Annotated in this window: 20 protein-coding genes; 12 read left to right on the forward strand and 8 right to left on the reverse strand. The window is 62.0% G+C overall.

Features of this window, described 5'->3' with window-relative positions:
* The 6 genes from GH983_RS09160 to GH983_RS09185 all read left to right on the forward strand — a co-directional run bounded on the left by GH983_RS09160 (position 1) and on the right by GH983_RS09185 (position 6077).
* Complete coding sequence (locus tag GH983_RS09160) at positions 1 to 786, forward strand: formyl transferase (RefSeq protein WP_153763583.1); 786 nt, start codon at positions 1 to 3, stop codon at positions 784 to 786.
* Between the two features lie 108 nt (positions 787 to 894).
* A complete protein-coding gene (locus GH983_RS09165; protein ID WP_006727754.1) occupies positions 895 to 1197 on the forward strand; it encodes a virulence factor in 303 nt (100 codons plus the stop codon).
* The gene (locus GH983_RS09170) at positions 1190 to 1789 is read left to right on the forward strand and encodes a methylenetetrahydrofolate reductase C-terminal domain-containing protein (RefSeq protein ID WP_153762226.1); all 600 of its coding nucleotides are present in this window, start codon (positions 1190 to 1192) and stop codon (positions 1787 to 1789) included. The genes GH983_RS09165 and GH983_RS09170 overlap by 8 nt, the downstream gene beginning before the upstream one ends.
* A 2-nt stretch (positions 1790 to 1791) precedes the next feature.
* Positions 1792 to 2889: a methylenetetrahydrofolate reductase gene (locus GH983_RS09175; RefSeq protein ID WP_153762227.1), complete on the forward strand. Its 1098-nt coding sequence runs from the start codon at positions 1792 to 1794 to the stop codon at positions 2887 to 2889.
* Positions 2890 to 2958: 69 nt separating this feature from the next.
* Positions 2959 to 3933, forward strand: coding sequence for a methyltetrahydrofolate cobalamin methyltransferase (locus GH983_RS09180; protein ID WP_069041319.1), 975 nt, complete (start codon positions 2959 to 2961; stop codon positions 3931 to 3933).
* 110 nt (positions 3934 to 4043) lie between these two features.
* Positions 4044 to 6077, forward strand: a complete 2034-nt coding sequence (locus tag GH983_RS09185; protein WP_153762228.1) for an ASKHA domain-containing protein — start codon at positions 4044 to 4046, stop codon at positions 6075 to 6077.
* A 591-nt stretch (positions 6078 to 6668) separates the two neighbouring features.
* On the opposite strand, the gene GH983_RS09190 is transcribed toward GH983_RS09185, so the two are convergent.
* Positions 6669 to 7118, reverse strand: coding sequence for a nuclear transport factor 2 family protein (locus GH983_RS09190; RefSeq protein ID WP_153762229.1), 450 nt, complete (start codon positions 7116 to 7118; stop codon positions 6669 to 6671).
* Positions 7119 to 7207: 89 nt separating this feature from the next.
* Here GH983_RS09190 and GH983_RS09195 point away from each other — a divergent pair, with 89 nt between their 5' ends.
* On the forward strand, positions 7208 to 7954 hold the full coding sequence (locus GH983_RS09195) for a YafY family protein (RefSeq protein ID WP_246727537.1): 747 nt from the start codon (positions 7208 to 7210) through the stop codon (positions 7952 to 7954).
* A 418-nt stretch (positions 7955 to 8372) separates the two neighbouring features.
* On the opposite strand, the gene GH983_RS09200 is transcribed toward GH983_RS09195, so the two are convergent.
* Entirely contained in the window at positions 8373 to 8969 is a 597-nt protein-coding gene (locus GH983_RS09200) for an NAD(P)H-dependent oxidoreductase (protein WP_153762231.1), read from the reverse strand.
* 98 nt (positions 8970 to 9067) lie between these two features.
* On the opposite strand from GH983_RS09200, the gene GH983_RS09205 reads away from it, so the two are divergent.
* Positions 9068 to 9694: a TetR/AcrR family transcriptional regulator gene (locus GH983_RS09205; RefSeq protein ID WP_153762232.1), complete on the forward strand. Its 627-nt coding sequence runs from the start codon at positions 9068 to 9070 to the stop codon at positions 9692 to 9694.
* Here the strand turns inward: GH983_RS09205 and GH983_RS09210 are convergent.
* The gene (locus GH983_RS09210) at positions 9632 to 11083 is read right to left on the reverse strand and encodes a PLP-dependent aminotransferase family protein (protein ID WP_153762233.1); all 1452 of its coding nucleotides are present in this window, start codon (positions 11081 to 11083) and stop codon (positions 9632 to 9634) included. The two genes, GH983_RS09205 and GH983_RS09210, sit on opposite strands and share 63 nt — an antisense overlap.
* A gap of 64 nt (positions 11084 to 11147) precedes the next feature.
* Here GH983_RS09210 and GH983_RS09215 point away from each other — a divergent pair, with 64 nt between their 5' ends.
* Positions 11148 to 11873, forward strand: coding sequence for a pyridoxamine 5'-phosphate oxidase family protein (locus GH983_RS09215; RefSeq protein ID WP_194842804.1), 726 nt, complete (start codon positions 11148 to 11150; stop codon positions 11871 to 11873).
* A 44-nt stretch (positions 11874 to 11917) separates the two neighbouring features.
* Positions 11918 to 12547, forward strand: coding sequence for a histidine phosphatase family protein (locus tag GH983_RS09220; protein WP_153762235.1), 630 nt, complete (start codon positions 11918 to 11920; stop codon positions 12545 to 12547).
* Positions 12548 to 12551: 4 nt separating this feature from the next.
* Here GH983_RS09220 and GH983_RS09225 read toward each other — a convergent pair whose 3' ends face one another.
* The 3 genes from GH983_RS09225 to GH983_RS24100 form a co-directional block, all read right to left on the reverse strand.
* Positions 12552 to 12989, reverse strand: a complete 438-nt coding sequence (locus tag GH983_RS09225) for a thioesterase family protein (protein WP_153762236.1) — start codon at positions 12987 to 12989, stop codon at positions 12552 to 12554.
* A 75-nt stretch (positions 12990 to 13064) separates the two neighbouring features.
* Complete coding sequence (locus GH983_RS09230) at positions 13065 to 13961, reverse strand: LysR family transcriptional regulator (protein WP_153762237.1); 897 nt, start codon at positions 13959 to 13961, stop codon at positions 13065 to 13067.
* 39 nt (positions 13962 to 14000) lie between these two features.
* A complete protein-coding gene (locus tag GH983_RS24100; protein WP_194842805.1) occupies positions 14001 to 14360 on the reverse strand; it encodes a hypothetical protein in 360 nt (119 codons plus the stop codon).
* Here GH983_RS24100 and GH983_RS09240 point away from each other — a divergent pair.
* Together GH983_RS09240 and GH983_RS09245 are read left to right on the forward strand one after the other, a co-directional pair.
* Positions 14353 to 14631, forward strand: a complete 279-nt coding sequence (locus GH983_RS09240) for a hypothetical protein (RefSeq protein ID WP_153762239.1) — start codon at positions 14353 to 14355, stop codon at positions 14629 to 14631. The genes GH983_RS24100 and GH983_RS09240 overlap by 8 nt on opposite strands.
* A gap of 345 nt (positions 14632 to 14976) precedes the next feature.
* The gene (locus GH983_RS09245; RefSeq protein WP_006727769.1) at positions 14977 to 16002 is read left to right on the forward strand and encodes a GlxA family transcriptional regulator; all 1026 of its coding nucleotides are present in this window, start codon (positions 14977 to 14979) and stop codon (positions 16000 to 16002) included.
* 429 nt (positions 16003 to 16431) lie between these two features.
* On the opposite strand, the gene GH983_RS09250 is transcribed toward GH983_RS09245, so the two are convergent.
* Positions 16432 to 17955, reverse strand: coding sequence for a P-loop NTPase fold protein (locus tag GH983_RS09250; RefSeq protein WP_194842806.1), 1524 nt, complete (start codon positions 17953 to 17955; stop codon positions 16432 to 16434).
* A gap of 220 nt (positions 17956 to 18175) precedes the next feature.
* Positions 18176 to 18994, reverse strand: a complete 819-nt coding sequence (locus GH983_RS09255; protein WP_153762241.1) for a sulfite exporter TauE/SafE family protein — start codon at positions 18992 to 18994, stop codon at positions 18176 to 18178.
* Between the last annotated feature and the right edge of the window lie 346 nt (positions 18995 to 19340).

Below are 19340 nucleotides of genomic sequence, written 5' to 3' on the forward strand. Positions count from 1 at the left end.
ATGGAGAACGCAGCCGAACCGGCATCCCGCCGCGTAGTCGTCATGACCGCCGGCGGGCTCAATCCCATTATTGTCATCCAGCATCTCGCCAAGGCCGGCATGGATGTCCACGTTCTCCTGGAAAACCCAGAGGGAAAGGGCGAGATCACTCGACGTCGCGCACGGAGATTGGGCTGGATTGCAGCGCTCGGCCAGCTTGGCACGATGATCGCCGCCCGCCTTCTGCGCCGCCTTGCGGATCGCCGTGTCGAGGCGCTGCTGGCCGAACATGATCTGGACCGCACACTGCCCGACACTGTCCCGATCCATCCGGTCACCTCGATCAACGCCCCGGAGACGAAAGTCCTCGTCGAGCAGTTGAAGCCCGGCGCCATCCTGCTCGTATCGACCCGCTTGATGTCGGCGCGTCAGCTCGCCGCCATGCCCTGCCCGGTCATCAACCTGCATGCCGGGATCAATCCGAACTATCGCGGCCAGATGGGCGGCTACTGGTCGCTGCGCGAAAACGACCCGCAAAATTTCGGCGCCACCCTGCATCTCGTCGATGCCGGAACGGATACCGGCGGCACGCTCTACGAGGTCCGCACGAAACCCGCATCATCAGACTTCATCTCCACCTATCCCCTTCTGCTGACCCTTGCCGCTCTGGACATCACCCGCCAATCGATCGACGACGCGCTCAACGGTCGCCTCGCCCCCATCAAGCCGCAAGGTCCGTCCGCCCTGCGCTTCCCACCCACTCTCTGGTCGTGGATCTGGTGCGGTCTCACGCGCCGAATCTGGTAAAAACATCAGGACTCATGGCAGCGTCGTTTTTGGCGACAAGCGACGTCGTGAAGAGCGCAGTCCGGCGAATGCCCCCCGTGCATTCTGGCACCAAAGGGAGAGAGTGGCATGGCAGACAAGATCGTCGTTTACTGGCGGGATATTCCGGCTCAGGTGATCGTCAAGCAGGGTCGCAAATCGGCCAAGCGTGAGCTCTCCCTGCGCTTCACCGAAGCCATCGACATGGCCGCCATGCGCACTGGCGCTGCGGAAACCGACGCCTATCTAGCCGACTGGCGGAAGGCCGATCCGGTTCCGGTCGGTGACGACCTCGAAGCCGAAGCCGAAACGGCAGCCGCCGAAATAGAAGCCGCCTACGACAAGGCCCGCCTCGTGGCGCTTGTCCATGCCGGAGGCCGCGACAATGGGTGAACCTGTTCTCGTGGATCCCGGCCCGCCAAAAAAGGGCAATGCCGCTCCCGCAGCCAAGGCAAAGACTGGCGCGTTCACACCGGCAGGCGTTTCGCCCAACCGCCGCGCCCGCCGCTCCTATACGATCCGCCTCTGGGCCGTGCGCAATTCGCGTTTCCTCGAATGGTTCTACCGCAACTTCGCCAATGCCTTCCTCTTTCTCCATCCGGTCTGGAAGAAGCTCGGCTACAACAGGGTTGAAACCCCGGTCACCTTCGTCGAGCGCAATGTGAAGGGCTTGCTCTTCGACTGTCGCATGTGTGGCCAGTGCGTCTTGTCTTCGACCGGCATGTCCTGCCCGATGAACTGTCCCAAACAGCTGCGCAACGGACCCTGCGGCGGCGTGCGCGCCAACGGCAATTGCGAGGTCGAGCCCGACATGCCCTGCGTCTGGGTTCAGGCCTGGAACGGCTCGCGCAACATGGTGTCAGGTGACGCGATCCTGAAAGTGCAGAAGCCGGTCAACCAGTCGCTGCGCGAGACATCCTCCTGGCTGCGCGTCACGGCGGAAGCCGCCGCCGAGCGGGAAAAACAGACGGCAAAGGAAGCCTGAGCATGGCCCATATCGATGAAAATCCGCTTGGGGTCCACCTGCCGCTCGATCCCCTGCCCGGCCATTCCTCGCTCGGCCGACTGGAGCGCGTCCTGCGCCGCGGCGAATTCGCCGTCACCGCCGAACTCAACCCGCCTGATAGTGCCGACCCGGAAGACGTCTATGAGCGCGCCAAGGTTTTCGACGGCTGGGTCGACGGCATCAACGCAGTCGATGCCTCCGGCGCCAATTGCCACATGTCCTCGGTCGGCATCTGCGCGCTTCTGACCCGCATGGGTTACGCGCCGATCATGCAGATCGCCTGCCGCGACAAGAACCGCATCGCCATCCAGGGTGACGTGCTGGGGGCCGCCGCCATGGGAGTCGCCAACATCATGTGCCTGACGGGTGATGGCGTTCAGGCCGGCGACCAGCCGGGTGCGAAGCCCGTTTTCGACCTCGACTGCATGTCGCTCTTGGAGACCGTCCGCACCATGCGCGACGAATCGAAGTTCCTGTCCGGCCGCAAACTGACCAGTCCGCCCAAGGTCTTCCTCGGCGCCGCGATCAACCCCTTTGCCCCGCCTTATGACTTCCGCCCCTATCGCCTCGGCAAGAAGATCGAGGCCGGCGCCCAGTTCGTCCAGAGCCAGTATTGCTTCGACGTGCCGATGTTCCGCGACTATATGGCGAAGGTCCGCGACCTCGGATTCCACGATAAATGCTACATCCTCGTCGGTGTCGGTCCGCTCGCCTCGGCCAAGACGGCCAAGTGGATCCGCTCCAACGTGCCGGGCATCCACATTCCGGACCATGTGATCGCCCGCCTCGAAGGCGCACAGGACCAGAAGAAGGAAGGCAAGCAGCTCTGCATCGACATCATCAACGAGGTGAAGGAGATCGAGGGCGTCTCTGGCGTGCATGTCATGGCCTATCGCCAGGAGGAATATGTCGCCGAAATCGTCCATGAGTCGGGCATCCTGAAGGGCCGCCGCCCGTGGAAGCGCGAGCACGGCCGCGCCGACGACATCGCTGCCCAGCGTATGCGCGAAATCGGCGCTGATCCGGTCCAGGACCAGCAGACGCTCGCAGGCCTTGCCGCCAATACCCAGCCCCATTGATCTTCCCCGGCTCTTGCCGGCACACCCCATTCCCGCCGTGCGAGAGCCGGCACCGACCGGAGGACTGAAATGACCCGCACCATCGTCGCATCCGCCACCAAGGAAATCATCATCGGTTTCGACCAGCCCTTCTGCGTCATCGGCGAGCGCATCAACCCGACGGGTCGCAAGAAGCTTGCTGCCGAAATGCAGGCCGGCAATTTCGACACGGTTATCAAGGATGCCCTGGAACAGGTCGCCGCGGGCGCCACCATGCTCGACGTTAATGCCGGCGTCACCTCCGTCAATCCGAACGAGACTGAGCCCGGCCTTCTGGTCAAGACCATGGAAATCGTCCAGGGCCTCGTCGACGTGCCGCTCGCGATCGATAGCTCCGTCACCGCCGCCATCGAGGCAGCCCTGAAGGTCGCCAAGGGGCGTCCGCTGGTCAATTCGGTCACCGGCGAGGAGGAAAAGCTCGAAGCCATCCTGCCGCTCTGCGCCAAGTACAATGTCCCGGTCGTTGCCATCTCCAACGACGAAACCGGCATCTCCCAGGATCCGGACGTCCGCTTTGCCGTCGCGAAGAAGATCGTCGAGCGCGCCATGGATTACGGCATCAAGCCGCATGACATCGTCGTCGACCCGCTGGTCATGCCGATTGGCGCCATCGGTTCGGCAGGCCTGCAGGTCTTTGCGCTGGTCCGGCGGCTGCGCGAAGAGCTCAAGGTCAACACGACCTGCGGCCTCTCCAACATCTCCTTCGGCCTGCCGCATCGTCACGGCATCAATGCCGGCTTCATCCCGATGGTCATCGGTGCGGGCATGACATCCGCCATCATGAACCCCTGCCGCCCGCAGGAAATGGAAGCCGTGCGCGCCGCCAATGTCCTCAATGGCACCGACGAGAATTGCTACAACTGGATCAAGACCTACCGCGACTACAAGCCCGCCGAAGGCGGCGCCCACGCAGCCCCGGCCGCATCCCCCGCCTCAGCCTCGACCGGCGGCGGCCGCCGCGGCGGCCGTGCCGCGCGTGTGGGCGGTGGCGCACCGACGGAGTGATCGAAGCACCACTCTCCCCCCATGCGGGGGAGATGTCACGCAGTGACAGAGGGGGGTAAAACCTCCGCACAACATATGAGGGAGACGTCCCTCGAAACCGAAAGACCAGAATGACCGACGCAACCGATCCCCTCGTCCTCTTCATGCCCTCCGGCAAGCGTGGCCGTTTCCCCATCGGCACCACAGTGCTCGAAGCCGCGCGCACGCTTGGCGTCTACGTGGAGAGCGTTTGCGGCGGTCGCGCCACCTGCGGGCGTTGCCAGATCGAGGTCCAGGAAGGCCAGTTCGCCAAGCACGGCATCACCTCGTCGAACGACCATATCTCGCCCGTCGGCCCGAAGGAAAAGCGTTACGCCGAGGTCCGCACCATCCCGGAAGGCCGCCGCCTCTCCTGCTCGGCCACCATCCAGGGCGATCTCGTCGTCGACGTGCCGCCGGATACGGTCGTCAATGCCCAGGTCATCCGCAAGGCCGCGACCGACCGCACCTTCCCGCGCAATCCGGCCATCCAGCTATGTTATGTCGAGGTTGACGAACCCGACATGCATAAGCCGCTTGGCGATCTCGACCGCCTGAACCTGATGCTGGAAAAGGACTGGGGTTTCAACGACATCCTCGTCGCTCAGCATCTCCTGCCGGATGTCCAGAAGACCTTGCGCAAGGGCAATTGGGGCGTCACCGCCGCCATCCACCGCGACCTCGACACCTCGCGCCCCAACATGATCGCGCTCTGGCCGGGGCTGCACAACGAGGCCTATGGCATCGCCTGCGACATCGGCTCGACGACGATCGCCATGCATCTCGTCTCGCTTCTGTCAGGCCGCGTCATCGCCTCCTCGGGCACGTCGAACCCGCAGATCCGCTTCGGCGAGGATCTGATGAGCCGCGTCTCCTATGTGATGATGAACCCGGATGGCCGCGAGGCGATGACCAAGGCCGTGCGTCAGGCCATCAACGATCTCACCGTCAAGGTCTGCGCAGAGGCGGGTGTCGACCCCAACGACATCCTCGATGCTGTCTTCGTCGCCAACCCGATCATGCACCACCTTTTCCTCGGCATCGACCCGACCGAACTCGGCCAGGCACCCTTTGCGCTCGCCGTCTCCGGCGCCGTGCACACCTGGTCGCGCGAAATCGATCTTGCCATCAATCATGGCGCCCGCGTCTATTGCCTGCCCTGCATCGCCGGCCATGTCGGCGCGGATGCCGCCGGCGCCACGCTCTCGGAAGGCCCGCACCGTCAGGACAAGATGATGCTGCTGGTCGATGTCGGCACCAATGCCGAAATCGTCCTTGGTAACCGCGAACGCACGGTAGCCGCCTCCTCCCCCACGGGCCCCGCCTTCGAAGGTGCTGAAATCTCCTGCGGCCAGCGCGCCGCCCCCGGCGCCATCGAGCGCGTCCGCATCGACCCGGAAACACTGGAACCCCGCTTCAAGGTCATCGGTGTCGAGCAGTGGTCCGATGAAGAGGGTTTTGCCGAGGCCGCGGAAAAGACCGGCATCACCGGCATATGCGGCTCCGCCATCATCGAGGTCGTCGCCGAAATGTATCTCTCCGGCGTCATCTCCACCGACGGCGTGGTCGATGGCGGCATGGCCGCGAAAAGCCATAGAATTCTCGAAAACGGCCGCACCTTCTCCTACCTGCTGCATGACGGCGCCCAGAAGATCACGGTGACGCAGAACGACGTCCGCGCCATCCAGCTCGCCAAGGCAGCCCTTTATGCCGGCATCAAGCTCCTGATGGAAAAGCTCGAAGTCGAAACCGTCGACACCATCCGCTTCGCCGGCGCCTTCGGCTCCTTCATCGATCCGAAATACGCGATGGTGCTCGGCCTCATCCCCGATTGCGGGCTCGATGAAGTCAAGGCCGTCGGCAACGCCGCCGGCACAGGCGCCCTGATGGCCCTCCTCAACCGCGACTACCGCCGCGAAATCGAGGAAACCGTCACCCGCATCGAAAAGATCGAAACGGCGCTGGAGCCGCATTTCCAGCAACTCTTCATCGACGCCATGGCGCTGCCGAACAAGGTCGACCCGTTCCCGAAGCTCGCAAGCGTCGTGACGCTGCCGGAGCGGAAGGTGTTGTCGGAGGGCGATGGCGAGGGTGGCGGGCGCAGGCGGCGTAGGTCGAGAGAGTAGGAGGGTGGGTGCGTTCCTGTTTTGAGAGGCAGCTTTGCGCCTTCAATCCTGCCGCAAGCACAGTTGCTTGCCGTCACTGAAAGCGGCCATTCTCCGCGGGGAAGTCTCGTTGCCTTCGCGCCTTCCATTTGGCTGTTCGAGCCGACTTTTCGGTCTTCCAAAAGCTGACGGTCCACCCCACCAGCCGCAAGGCGTAAACCGGGCGGAAAGGGGACTCGCAGCTTCTGGATTTACGTTGCAAACAGCATATATTCAAGCCGCCGTACTTAGGCATCGCCAGCCTTTCGGCGCAATTTCCACCCTGAGGGCGTCTTGAGTGCAGGCGGATACTCGATGCGGTGAGTGAGGAGGGTATCAAGCCCCGCAATCATAGGCCCGACCCTGCGCGGTAGATCGTGGTTGGCAGCGAGCCGGTGGTCAAAGTCAGCTTATCGAGCACTCGTCCTGAAGGCGGTTGTCGTCCCGGTGGACGCCAATCCGCCCACTGCGTCTCCCCGTGGGCCACGACCGGTCGCCGCCCAAATCCAATTCTCTCTGGACCGGCGCAAGCGCCGGTCCTTCGGTCTTTTTTTTCATGAAGCCCGTTGTTTTCTATTCCTGATCCATCACGGCGTCACCGAACGGATGGTCAATCACGATCTTCCAGCTTCCATCCGGCTGCCGGTGCAGCACGGCGACCGAAAGCGATGTCATCGGACCGTCCGGCCCGGACGCGGTCCAGGACATCAGGTGGAGACCAGTGTCGCCTGCGACGACAACCTCATGCGCGCCGTACGCAAAGTTCACGCCGCTTGCGACGAATTCGGCGAACATGGCGCGAAGGGCGGCATCGCCGGCGACAGGCTGGCCCGGTTGGGCGATCACGACGGCCGAAGGTTCATAGGTCGCCATAACCCCATCGATGTTGCCCGCTGCAAAGGCTGTGGTCATAGCTGAGATGGTTTCGAGAATTGCCGTCTGGTCCATGTCTTCCTCCGCGTGGATTTGGGTGGCAAGTGTTGCGGTCAGCAGGGCGACCGCGCCAAAGTTCCAAAGTTTCATTTGTCTTTCCCATTTCAGTTTCGATGGCCGGACATTGCTGCTAGGCTGCGACAGTTTTTGTCAGGGGCCTTCTGGTGCGCTTATTTCGCTTGTTCCGACTGCTTGATTTCATGCGGCTGCGCTCCACGCCTGTTACTGCGGCATCACTGGCGGTCGACCTGCGCGTCTCTGTCCGGTCCATCTATCGCGACATTGCAGACCTTCAGGCGATGGGCGCTCCGATCCGCGGCGAGGGCGGCCTGGGGTATGTCATGGAGAAGGGTTACTTTCTGCCTTCGCTGCGGTTCGAGTCCGACGAACTGGACGCTCTCATTCTGGGGCTGAAACTCGTCTCCGAACGCGCCGGGCCGGTCCTCGACGGGGCGGCGGAGCGTGCGGCGGCCAAGATTTCCTCGGGGCTTGGCGATGCGCAAAAGGACAACATGATTGAACCCGCGCTGGAGGCAGGCCCTTCCCGACATATGAACAGTGATGGCAACTCGTCGACCTTCGCCACACTGCGGCGTGCGATTGCCTGCAAGGAGATACTGACTGTCGGATACCGGAACTCTGAAGGTCGTCCGTCGACGAGAGAAGCGCGACCCTTGGGGTTAACGTTGTTCGAGAATGCTTGGCTCGTGACAATCTGGTGCGAGACCGCCCAGGACTTTCGGCATTTGCGCCTGGATCGGATCACTTTCACTACCAGTACCGGCAAGCGCTTTCGGGCGGAAAAGGGTAAGCGTTTCAAAGATGCGGTTGAGCTCGAACGCAGTAACCTGTCGGTCAAATGCTCGGCAGTTGATGCCCCAAGCGCCCGAATTGGCTGGCAAGCCGCAGAGACAGCTCGACGGTAGGACCGCGCCCTCTAGCGTAAGAGACTAACGCATGGGCTCGGTGGAACGAACACTCAAAGGCGGTCGCCAGGGAGGGCCAACCATAGAAACCCAAATCCGGATTGGTTACAGATCTACCATTTGGCGGCACCGAACCAATGGCAAGTTTCGGACGGCCAAGGCAACAATCCGAACGGCGACAATGAGGTCGCACGCGGCCATGGAGATTGCACGCAATCTATGGCCGCTACTTCTTCCGGGCCTTCAGAACCGGGCGGCCTGCTCTAGGCCCCCTTGCCGAAATGTTTACCGCTATGCGCTTTCATTCCGGCCGTCGCGCCTAGTTTTGTTGCACAAAACGCTGAGTAGAATGTCAGCTTAACTCATCTCATTCCGAGAACCCGCCCGTCCCCTCCCGGCCCCAAATCGACCCTTCCCCTCACCCCAAAATCCCCGCCGCGTCCTCCACCATCTTCGCCAAGGCCTCGGGCTTTGCACCGCGCACCGGGCTGAAATACTTCACCTTCAGATCCTTGAAGCCGCAAAAGCCCAGGATCTGGCGTCTCAGCACCTTCACCCAGCCATTGCCGTAAAACCATTTGAGAAAGAAGGTCGGCGTATCCGAGGTGATGACGATGCGAGCCTTGCGGCCAGCGAGCAGCGGCTTCGGGAAGGCCTTGCCCTCGATATACTGAAAGCCGAAACCGGGCATCAGGACACGGTCGAGCAGCCCCTTGAGTTGCGCCGGCGCCGATCCCCACCAGAGCGGATGCACGATCACCAGCCGGTCGCACCAGGTCAGGCTGTCGGCAAAGGCCTGAAGATCCGGTTCCCATTCCATGCGCGCGCGGTAGCCTTGGCGAAGATTGGCGTCGAAATCGAGATCCTCGAGGTGCACCAGCCGAACCGTCTGGCCGCGCCGCCGCGCCTCGTCGGCGATCTTTTCCGCCATGGCGCCGCACAGGGCATCCCTGGCCGGATTGCCATTGAGAACAAGAAGCCGGGAGGGCTGTGCATCGCGCGACAGGAAGGACATGAGGAATACTCGTATTTTTGACCGTGGTCATTTTATGAAGGTGAAATTGACCGTGGTCAACATATATTTGGCGTAGGCTCGACCAAAAGGAATCGCGCATGAAGCTTCGCCAAACCCGCAGCCGTCAGACCAGGGACCATATTCTGGCCGCCGCGCGAGACCTCTTTTCCCGTCAGGGTTACGAGCAGACCAGCATCGACCAGATCGCCAATGCCGCCAAAGTCGCGAAATCCAGCGTCTTTGCCCATTTCGGCGACAAGACCAATCTCCTGGCGGCCCTCGGCCTGACCGAGATCGAACAGCTGGCCGAAGCCGGCCGCAAGGGCGTCGGCATCGATCCAGAAGCAATGCTCGACACCCAGATTGGCGCTTTGCTCAGCCCCTGGCTCACCTATTTCTGCCGCGAGCCGGCCTTTGCCGAGCTCTATCTCAGCCAGGCGGCCATCGTCACCGGCCCCTATACCGAGACCTTCATGCGCCTCTGCTTCGAGGTGGAAGACCAGGTCGCCGCCCTCTTCACCCGCGTCTATCCTTCTCTCACCTCAGGCGAAGCACGCCTTTACGCCCGGGGTGCCCAGGCGCTGTTCCATGAGGTGATCGTCTTCGAAATGTCAGAAGGGCTAAAGCAATCGCGGCCAAACCCTGCGCCGCCGCAGCAGCTCTTATCTCAGATGCTGACGATCTGGGTCGACGGCGTCGCGCATGGGCGAGCCTTGAAGGCCTGACACGAAACGCCGGGCCGCCTGCGCCAGCACGTCAGGCGCAAAGCCGGAAAAGCCGATCACCAGTCCGCGCCGTTTCGTCTCGCCATGATAAAGCGGCGACAGCGCCTTGACGCCGAAACCAACGGCCCGCGCCTCAGCCGCCAGCGCCACATCGTCTTCCGCCCCGTCGAGCTCGGCCACCAGATGCAAACCCTGTTCCGGCACGGTCACCGCGAGCCGATCGCAGCGGAGCGCCTCGATGAGCGCATCCCGCGCCGCCTTCACCCGCTTGCGCGCCCGTTTGATATGCGCGGAAAAATGCCCGTCACGCAGGAATTCGGTGAGCGCATCCTCCGCCAACGTCGACGGGAAGCGGTCCGTTAGCCGGCGAATGGTCAGCACCCGCTCACGCAAATGGCGGGGAACCACGAGATAGCCGAACCGAAACCCCGGCAGCAGAGTCTTGGAAAACGTGCCCAAATAGATCACCCGACCCTCGCCATCGATGCCCTGAAGCGCGCTCAAGGGCGGGCCGGCAAAGCGGAACTCGCTGTCGTAATCATCCTCGATGATATAGGCGCCCGTGGCCCGCGCCCAGTCGATCAGGGCAAGCCGCCTTGCCATGGAAAGCGTCACACCCAGCGGATACTGATGCGACGGCGTCACATAGACGGCCTTGGCATCCGGCCGCGCCGCAATCCCTGAGGCCACATCGATCCCTTCGCCATCGACAGGCACCGGCGTCACGGCAATCCCCGTGCCGTCAAACAATTCGCGCGCCGCTGCATAACAGGGGTCCTCGATCCAGACCGGATCGCCGGGCTTCAGCAGCGCCCTGACAGCCAGATCCAGCCCCTGCTGCGTCCCCGCCGTCATGATCAACTGATCCGGCTCGCACACCACCCCGCGCGCCGCCTTCAGATAGGCCGCGACCTCAACACGGAGCGCATGACTTCCCGCCGGATCGTTGTAGTGGAAATGCCGCGCCGAGGGCTGTGTCAGATGCCGGTTCATCAGCATGCGGAAGATGCGAAGCGTCGTCTCGTCCGCCGTCGAACAACCGAGTGCGCCGGGCAGCGGCGCAGACACCTCTTGAACCTCGATCACCCGCGGCTCGGGCACGGCCTGCAACAGCGGCACGGCCTCGGCCACATAGGTCCCCGCCCCCACCCGAGCCTCGGCAAATCCGTCGGCCACCAACATCTCATAGGCTGCAACGGCCGCCCCACGCGACACGCCAAACCGTTTGGCGATATCCCGCGTCGTCGGCAGCTTGTCACCGGGCCGCATCTGCCCGCTCTCGATCAGCCCGCGCAGCGAACGATAGAGCGCCAGCCGCCGCGGCCCCTGCGCCGGCAGCATCGGCGTGCTCGCAGACCAGTCGGAATTGGTTCGGATATTTTTAGCCATTATGGATCTTCTTTGGACCAATCTATCAGACTATCCCTGCCGCATCAGCCGTCAGGAGGCAAGCATGAACGAGAGACCCGAGCCACAATCCTTCCCCGTTACCCCGCGCAACCGGGCAAAACGCCTGCATGAGCGCGCAGCCTATGACCGCGACGCCGTCTATGCCGTGCTCGATGCGGCCCTGCTCTGTCACGTCGCCTATGTCATTGACGGCCAGCCCTATTGCACGCCGACCATCCACTGGCGCGACGGCGACTGGCTGTTCTGGCACGGTTCGTCCGCGAGCCGCATGCTGAAGAGCCAGAAGTCCGGCATCCCCGTTTGCCTGACCGTTGCCCATCTCGACGGCCTGGTGCTCGCCCGCTCCGGCTTCCACCATTCCGCCGACTACCGCTCCGCCATGTGTTTCGGCACGGCCCACATCATCGACGACCCGGAGGAGAAGGCAGATGCCCTGAAAGCCGTCGTCGACCGCTTCTATCCCGGCCGCACGGATGTCTTGCGCGAAAACGACCCGCAGGAAGCCAAGGGCACCATGGTCGTCGGCATGCGCATCGAGGAGGCCTCGGCAAAGGTCCGCTCAGGCGGCGTCTCCGACGATCCCGCCGATGTCGATGCCCGCGTCTGGGCCGGCGTCATCCCGGTCGAGACACGGCTCGGCCTGCCCGAAATCTGCCCCAAGGTGCCCGAAGGTGTGACCTTCCCCGACCACCTCGCCCACTTTGAAGCCGGCAGACGCCTCGACGAGGTCTTGACGGAGAGCCAGGCTCTCTACGAAAAGCTGGGCTGAACGTGCCCCTTCCTGCGGGGCGCGCATCGAAAGCGAGGCCCCGCATGAAGACCCTTTACGTCGTCACCCATCCGCAATCGGTCCATCATGTCGAAGGCCGCGTCGGCGGCTGGTATGATACCGCGCTCACCGATCTCGGCCGCCGTCAGGCAGACGCGATCGCCGCCCGCATCACCGAACTCTGCGCCGAAGACACCCCGGCCCTCGTCTCCTCCGACCTCCTGCGCTGCAGCGAGACCGCCGAAATCATCGGCAGACACCTCTCCCTCACGCCCCGCCTGACGCCCGGCCTGCGCGAAATGAGCTACGGTGTCGCGGAAGGAAAGCCCCAGGCCTGGCTCGACGCTCGCCGCCTGCCGGTGCCCGATGATGGCGGCCTCGACGACACCGGCGGCATCGAGGGGGCCGAAACCCGCCGCCAGACCGGCACCCGCATCTACGGCGCCATGGATGCGCTGATGGCCGATCCAGCCGACGCCCTTGTCATCGTTACCCACGGCTTCGCACTGACCTTCGTCATCGCCTGGTGGATCGGCATGCCGATCGAATGCCTCGGCCGGGTCAGCTTCCCCGTCCCCTCAGGCAGCATCACCCATCTCGCGGAAAACACCCAGTGGAAGAGCCGCAGTGTGATCCAGCTCGGCGAGAAAGCCCACCTCGCCGGGATCGCCTGACACCTCACGCCGCCGAAATCCACCCCTCGAGCTTCACCCGCTGCGCCTCCGAAAACGGATGCGACTTGCGCGTCGTCTGGTCGAAATGCACCACCACCGTCTCGGCCGAGGCACAGAGCTTGGCCGCCTGAAACACCGCCTGTTGCATGGAGACCGACGACCGCCCGACACGCGTCACCCGCGTGCCGATCTCAACCGTGCCTGGCCACAAAACCTCGGCGATATAGTCAATATCGAGCTTGGCCAGCACGAAGGAAAAGCCGTCCTCGAGCAGCGGATCTTGCGGGTTGTAGATCAGCTCCACACGCCCCGTTTCCATGAAGGTGGCAAAGACGGCATTGTTGACATGCCCCTGCCGGTCCGTATCGCCATAACGCAGCTTGTCGTAAGCCTGCCCCGCAAAATCCTCGAGCCGCGGCGCCGGCTGCTTGTCATCCGTCATATCAACTCAAATCCTATTCGCTATTCGCTATTCGCTACTTAGCCAATTCCCTAACCGCTTACCGATCGCGCAGGCTTACGCCGCCATTCCGATCATCTCGGAAAACGCATAACGCACGCTGTCGGCCACCGCCTGGATCGTCTCACTCGTCTCCTTGCCGGTAAGCAACCGCACCTCGAAAGACCCGAGTTCCGGCAGCCCGTGTTTGGCCCCAAGCGCCGTCATGTCGTCGGTGAGATAGCTGCGCGGAAGCGGCGCCACCGCGAGATCGGCAATCACGGCGGCCCGCTGTGCCATCGTGTGTGCCGAGAGATAGGCGATGCGATAGGGCCGCTTGTCCTTGTCGAGCCTGGCCAGCGCATCCGCCCGCCAGCAGCAGCCATCCTCCCAGATCGACACGGGCAGCGGATCGCGGATATGCGCCGTGCCGCATTTGGCTCCTGCCCAGACCAGTTGCTCCTGGTGGATCACCTCGCCCTCATGCACCACCTGACCCGGCGCGCAATTGACCAGTGTCAGATCCAGCCGCTGCTCGGCAAGCCGACGCCGAAGCGCACCCGATGTATCGACCGTCAGGTCCACCATGATCAGCGGATAGAGCTCGGCAAAGCGACGCAGGATCGTCGGCATGAAGCGCTCGCCGATATCATCGGGCGCACCCAGCCTGACGACCCCCTTCATTTCCGGCATGCGGAAGCGCCCCACCGCCTCGTTCGACAGCGCCAGCATGCGCCTCGCATAGGGAAGCAGCACCTCGCCGCTTTCGGTCAGCGTCACCGAGCGCGCATCGCGCAGGAACAGCGTCACATTCAGCTGCTCCTCCAGCTTCTTGATCTGCATCGAGACGGCCGACGGCGTGCGATAGACCCGGTCGGCGGCGGTGGTGAAACTGCCGGTCTCGGCGATTGCCACGAAGGTCCGGAGAACATCGTTGTCGAGCAGCGGAAGCGGCTGGCGGAGCATGAGAGTCATGAGGATTGACCTTCAACAAAATTGAACTTGAGAACGATACTATTGCGTTTGATTGAATGTCAATCCGGGCGCATCCTTCTCCTCACAGACCGCAAAGAGGAGGATTGCCACATGACACAGCAAGGTTTCCAGACCGTCCAGCAGAAGCTTGAGACGCTGCTCAGCAACACTCGCCGCCATGCCGTGCGCGAGCAGACCCGCGCGGCGCTCGCCATCCTCGGCCCCGCCCTGCGCGATGATATCGGCCTCACTCGCCATCGCCAATTGATCAGCTTTCAGAATGACAAACATCATAAACATTCGTTTGATTGATGGAACGAAGCCGATCACAACAGAGCTCTGGCCCAACCAACAAGGCGAAAGACGGGCCACCACCAAGAGGATAACAACCATGACCATGGTTTGCTGCGACACCCCTTTGCCTCGGCCGAGTTCCCGGACGATCCCGCGGCTCAACGCGCGCACTGACAGCGCCGGCCTGACCGCCGCCGCCCGAACGCTCGACGAGCGCGCAAGCCACGCCGCCGATCGCCTCGTGACCCTCATCCGGACCCTGTCCCGCGCCCTCGCCGATCACCGCCGCCGGCGTCTTGACGCGGCCGCCCTCGAAGCCCTGCCCTTCGACCTGCGCAAGGACCTCGGCTGGCCTTCCGGCGACACCGCGCCCTGACACTCGCCACCGACCCCGGCGGCGCCTCGCGCCGCTCCGGCAACCCGTTTGCGACGGAGCCGCCCCATCACGTCGCAAACGGGGCAGTGCCCGCCTCCCAGCCCAAACCACCCCGGTCCGCGAAATCAAGGTTTTTCAATTACCTGCCGCCGTGCCGCGTCAGGCGCCTGGCTCACGGCGTCGCAGCCTGAAAAAAGTCGGAAAATGTCGTTCTTTAGCAATTGCCGATGCGGGCGCGGCGCGCGATAGGATGACAATGTCGTAAAACGACAATCGCGCCGATCGATTCAGGCGGAGCATGCCTGCAAAACAAGGGAACGGCAGCAAGGACAACTGGGCATCATCATGAGCAAGATACAGCCGCAAACCAAGAAGCGATCCATCGTCTTCTTCCTCGTCCCGCATTTCACCCTTCTGCCCTTTGCCGGCGCCATCGAGACGCTGCGCATCGCCAATCGTATGCTGGGTTATGCCGCCTATGAGTGGCGCCTCGCCTCCGTCGATGGCCAGAAGGTCTATTCCTCCTCGGGCATCGGCATCGAGGTGAATTCCTCGCTCGCCGACGAGCGCCGCTTTCTCGGCGGCGAAAACCGCCCGAACATGGCGATTGTCTGTTCCGGCATCTATGTCGAGGAGTTCAACAACAAGTCGGTCAATGCCTGGCTGCGCGAGGCCTATAACCGCAATGTCGCCGTCGGCTCCCTCTGTACGGGCGCCCATGTGCTGGCCCAGGCCGGCCTGTTGAATGGCAAGCGCTGCGCCATCCACTGGGAAAACCTGCCCGGCTTCTCCGAAACCTTCCCCCAGGCCGAAGTCTATGCCGACCTCTACGAAGTCGACGGCAATCTCTACACCTGCGCAGGCGGCACAGCCTCGCTCGACATGATGCTGAACCTGATCGGCCAGGATTTCGGCGAAGGCCTCGTCAACCGCGTCTGCGAACAGCACCTGACCGACCGCGTCCGCTCCGCCAACGACCGCCAGCGCCTGCCGCTGCGCGCCCGCCTCGGCGTGCAGAATTCCAAGGTGCTGCAGATCATCGAGCTGATGGAAGCCAATCTCGCAGAACCGCTGTCGCTTCTGGAAATCGCCGACGACGCCGGCCTCTCCCGCCGCCAGATCGAGCGCCTCTTCAGGCAGGAAATGGGCCGCTCACCGGCCCGCTACTATCTCGAAATCCGCCTCGACCGCGCCCGCCACCTACTGGTCCAGTCCTCCATGCCCGTCGTCGAAGTCGCCGTCGCCTGCGGCTTCGTCTCCGCCTCCCACTTCTCCAAGTGTTACCGCGAACTCTACAACCGCTCCCCCCAGCAGGAGCGCGCGGAGAGGAAGCTGACGATGTCGAGCAATCGGACGGGGGTGGTGGTGTAAAACCACCGGCTACACCTCAAGCCTGGCGGGGTCCGATCTCCCCCTTGTGGGGAGGGTTTGGGACGGGTCTTTTCCCGAGCACTACGTCTGCACCGTACAGTAGCAGCCCGCGCCCCACGTCACCACTCATCCTGAGGTGCCCGCAGAATGCGGGCCTCGAAGGATCGAGACCGAGACCGATGATGCCACCCGCCCTCGTCCTTCGAGAGTTGGTATCGCCCCGCCTCAGGTGGGGGCTGATAGCGGTCACTTGGCGGCTGCGGTTCCACCCGGAGCATCCTATGCTTGACCAGTGTCGGACGGATACACACCATGGCCCCACCGGTGAGGCGCTTGAAGGGTAATAATCAACTGCTAAATGCACTTGAAAGACGCGAGCAGAAGCGGCTTCCGGCCAACAATCAGATGTTGTAAAAGAGGGCGCCCTATTTATCTGAGGCTTCCTGCGCGCATTATCATGTCCGGATATTGCTTAATTAACGACGGACTTTCATCCGGAAACTCATCTCTAGATCGGGCACTCAGCTCTGTTTGGAACTGGTCGAGAGTTTCTTGCAGAAAAATGTCATTGTCTCCCCTCCTCGTTCTTATCTCTTCCCTCTTCTGCCTCACGACTGCGCGAAGCGGTTTTCCGCCAGAGTCAAAATAGTCCAGCGACCAGAGATTTGCCTCCACCCGCTGCACATCCGCGCCGATTACCCCTTCCCTCTCAAGGGTTATTGACCAAGGGGCAATGCTTTTCAGCGTTTGCCGATACCAACTGTTTCCGCTTCGGTCGACAATGTCCGCTTGTTGAATAAACCCGTAAATCATGGGAAACATTACGGATAATTGGATGGGAAAACTATGATGCCAAGTCGTGGTTAGCCCCGACAAGATATCCATTGCTCGCTCGATTTCCCTGAGGCTCATTTTCAAACGAATGGAAAGCTCCGCGATGTAGTTGATCGTATTTAGATTAGCTATCGCGCGCAACTTGGAGACGTCAGTACCCGTGGCCCTAATATATGCATCAATAAAAGCAGCCGGCTTGGGGTCGGCAAGATAATACGAGCGACTGAAAAAACGCTGGAGGTATCTCGTACTGTCGAAATCGTCCCCGTAGACGCCTCGAATCGAGTGGCTTAACTGCTCCGTATCTGTGGCGACAATGAAAATGATGTCGTCGACATCAAATAGGTGCTTAATCCTTTCGAGCAGAGCGATCGCATAAGGGGGCCTGCATCTATCCAGTTCGTCGATCAAGACGAACATCGGCAGGCGAAGCGATCCTTCTTTGGCAGCGTATATCCGCAACACATCCTCAAGACTCCGCCGAAATTGGTCCTGGCTATTCTTTGTTGCTTTGTACTGTTCGATCAGATTCTGAGCGAAAGAGTCTAGAAGCTTCTCAGGGACCTTTGAAAGTTCAGTGCCGATTGCAGCCATTCCCGCATCGATCGCTTCTGATGTATCACCATTACTCCGGACGTTAGCTGGCAAAGCCTCTTGCACAACCTCACGTATGTTTTCCACCGCGTCAGCCGCATAACGCTTCGCCGTCTGTGTCGCAACACCCTTGAAGCCAGCCCACAAAATCTGGCCCGTGTGTGTCTTCAGGACATCCAGAGCCCTATCGATTTTTGACGTTTTTTCAGGTGAGCCGGCATTGATTGTACTTGCGAAGAAAGAGTCCAACTCACTGACTATCATGGTGTACGGATCATCAGAAAAATCGTTCTTCCAAGCATTGATAAAAACAACAGGATGGCTCTTATGCAATTCCTTTCCGATGCGCTCCATGAAGAAACTTTTCCCAAACCCCCATCCAGAGTTGAGATTGAGCACATATGAGCCATATATTTTAGCTCGGCGTCTTTCTTCATAGCGGCCCAAAAGGAATGAGATCAGAAACTCCGCATCGCCTCTACGATCCAAGAGGTCATCGGACCAAATATCTTCGTCCGCGATCACTGCCCCACCTCTTTTAGTATTACCGGTAATCTTAGGCACACCAGACGGCATACTACCCTAGTTTGGCAGTACGCCAAGTCGCACATATTAAAATTGGCAACCTGACGACGAGTGACAGATTTTCAAGCTGGTCCTGGCGGTTTGGCATTTATTCTTCGGGCAACAGCCTACCTGGGAGCGCACATCCTCTCCATACGCCCGCAATATCAACCAGCACCCCTCACACCAAACTCCAGAAAAAGCGCGCCGACACAAACAGCAGAAACACCGCAAAACCCAGTTCCAGCTGCCGCTTGTTGAGCCGGTGCGCCAGCTGCGCGCCATAGGGCGTGACCAGCATGGCGATCGGGAAGATCACCGCAAAGGCGATCCAGTTGACGAAGCCTGTCGAAAACGGCGGCAGGCCGGCCTCGCCCCAGCCAGCGTAGATGAAGCCGAAAAAGGCCGGGATCGAGATCAAGACCCCTACACCTGACGACGTCGCCACCGCCTGGTGGATCGGCCTGCCAAATAGCGTCATGAAGGTGTTGTTGAACACCCCACCGCCGACCCCCATCAGCCCCGAAAAGAGCCCGATCGCCGATCCGGTCAGGAAGCGGAAGGGCTGGCCCGGCAGTTCCGTGCCGAGATGCATCCGGTTGGAGAGGAGGAGCATGCGGGCGGCAAGCACCAGGCCCATCACCGCGAAGAACAGGCGAAGACCTTCGCTCGAGACGTAAGCCGCGACCACGGTGGCGAGAAGGGCGCCAAGCGGCACCGCGATCGTCCAGCCTTTGAGGAGGTCCATATCAACAGCCCCGCGTTTGCGATGCGCCTGGAACGAGCGGATCGAAGTCGGCACGATCAGCGCCGTCGAGGTTCCCACAGCCAGATGCATGATCACCTCTTCCGGGATCCCGGCATAGCCGAAGACCTGGTAGAAGACCGGCACCAGCACCGCGCCCCCGCCAATCCCGAAGACGCCGGCAAGCAGCCCCGCTACGGCGCCGGCCGCCGCCAGAAGAGCGACGAAAAACAGGATATCGGCAATCGGCGGCATGGGCTCACTCCGGAGATAAAACCGCCCGGCCGGGCGGCGAGGAAAGCGGCAGGATCAAGCGCGGGGCCCCGCGCGACACTGACTGTGGTGGAAGGCCAACCACCCCTGTCCAAGCCTCTAGGCGCTCACCGCCCCGCCCGCAAGCCTGCCACAGCCTCAGGCGGTACGGCTCGCGCCCCTCCCTGCCCCCACAATCGCCCATCGCCCCGGCACCCGGCACCCGGCAGCGAATATGACCGCACCGCCGGATTAACCCTCCCCCTTGGGGGTGGGTTGGGAGGGGCCTTCCGAAAGAATCCAGGCACCATGGTCAGGCAACCACACCCCCGCCCCCGCCGGTGAGGTC

It is taken from the genome of Agrobacterium sp. MA01, assembly GCF_009650195.1.
Classification (GTDB): domain Bacteria; phylum Pseudomonadota; class Alphaproteobacteria; order Rhizobiales; family Rhizobiaceae; genus Allorhizobium.

What these genes read in the sequence shown, in the direction of transcription:
- GH983_RS09160 (WP_153763583.1), top strand. Translation starts at nt 1, where the DNA reads ATGGAGAACGCAGCCGAACCGGCATCCCGCCGCGTAGTCGTCATGACC.
- GH983_RS09165 (WP_006727754.1), top strand. Translation starts at nt 895, where the DNA reads ATGGCAGACAAGATCGTCGTTTACTGGCGGGATATTCCGGCTCAGGTG.
- GH983_RS09170 (WP_153762226.1), top strand. Translation starts at nt 1,190, where the DNA reads ATGGGTGAACCTGTTCTCGTGGATCCCGGCCCGCCAAAAAAGGGCAAT.
- GH983_RS09175 (WP_153762227.1), top strand. Translation starts at nt 1,792, where the DNA reads ATGGCCCATATCGATGAAAATCCGCTTGGGGTCCACCTGCCGCTCGAT.
- GH983_RS09180 (WP_069041319.1), top strand. Translation starts at nt 2,959, where the DNA reads ATGACCCGCACCATCGTCGCATCCGCCACCAAGGAAATCATCATCGGT.
- GH983_RS09185 (WP_153762228.1), top strand. Translation starts at nt 4,044, where the DNA reads ATGACCGACGCAACCGATCCCCTCGTCCTCTTCATGCCCTCCGGCAAG.
- GH983_RS09190 (WP_153762229.1), bottom strand. Translation starts at nt 7,118, where the DNA reads ATGAAACTTTGGAACTTTGGCGCGGTCGCCCTGCTGACCGCAACACTT.
- GH983_RS09200 (WP_153762231.1), bottom strand. Translation starts at nt 8,969, where the DNA reads ATGTCCTTCCTGTCGCGCGATGCACAGCCCTCCCGGCTTCTTGTTCTC.
- GH983_RS09205 (WP_153762232.1), top strand. Translation starts at nt 9,068, where the DNA reads ATGAAGCTTCGCCAAACCCGCAGCCGTCAGACCAGGGACCATATTCTG.
- GH983_RS09210 (WP_153762233.1), bottom strand. Translation starts at nt 11,083, where the DNA reads ATGGCTAAAAATATCCGAACCAATTCCGACTGGTCTGCGAGCACGCCG.
- GH983_RS09215 (WP_194842804.1), top strand. Translation starts at nt 11,148, where the DNA reads ATGAACGAGAGACCCGAGCCACAATCCTTCCCCGTTACCCCGCGCAAC.
- GH983_RS09220 (WP_153762235.1), top strand. Translation starts at nt 11,918, where the DNA reads ATGAAGACCCTTTACGTCGTCACCCATCCGCAATCGGTCCATCATGTC.
- GH983_RS09225 (WP_153762236.1), bottom strand. Translation starts at nt 12,989, where the DNA reads ATGACGGATGACAAGCAGCCGGCGCCGCGGCTCGAGGATTTTGCGGGG.
- GH983_RS09230 (WP_153762237.1), bottom strand. Translation starts at nt 13,961, where the DNA reads ATGACTCTCATGCTCCGCCAGCCGCTTCCGCTGCTCGACAACGATGTT.
- GH983_RS09240 (WP_153762239.1), top strand. Translation starts at nt 14,353, where the DNA reads ATGACCATGGTTTGCTGCGACACCCCTTTGCCTCGGCCGAGTTCCCGG.
- GH983_RS24100 (WP_194842805.1), bottom strand. Translation starts at nt 14,360, where the DNA reads ATGGTCATGGTTGTTATCCTCTTGGTGGTGGCCCGTCTTTCGCCTTGT.
- GH983_RS09245 (WP_006727769.1), top strand. Translation starts at nt 14,977, where the DNA reads ATGAGCAAGATACAGCCGCAAACCAAGAAGCGATCCATCGTCTTCTTC.
- GH983_RS09255 (WP_153762241.1), bottom strand. Translation starts at nt 18,994, where the DNA reads ATGCCGCCGATTGCCGATATCCTGTTTTTCGTCGCTCTTCTGGCGGCG.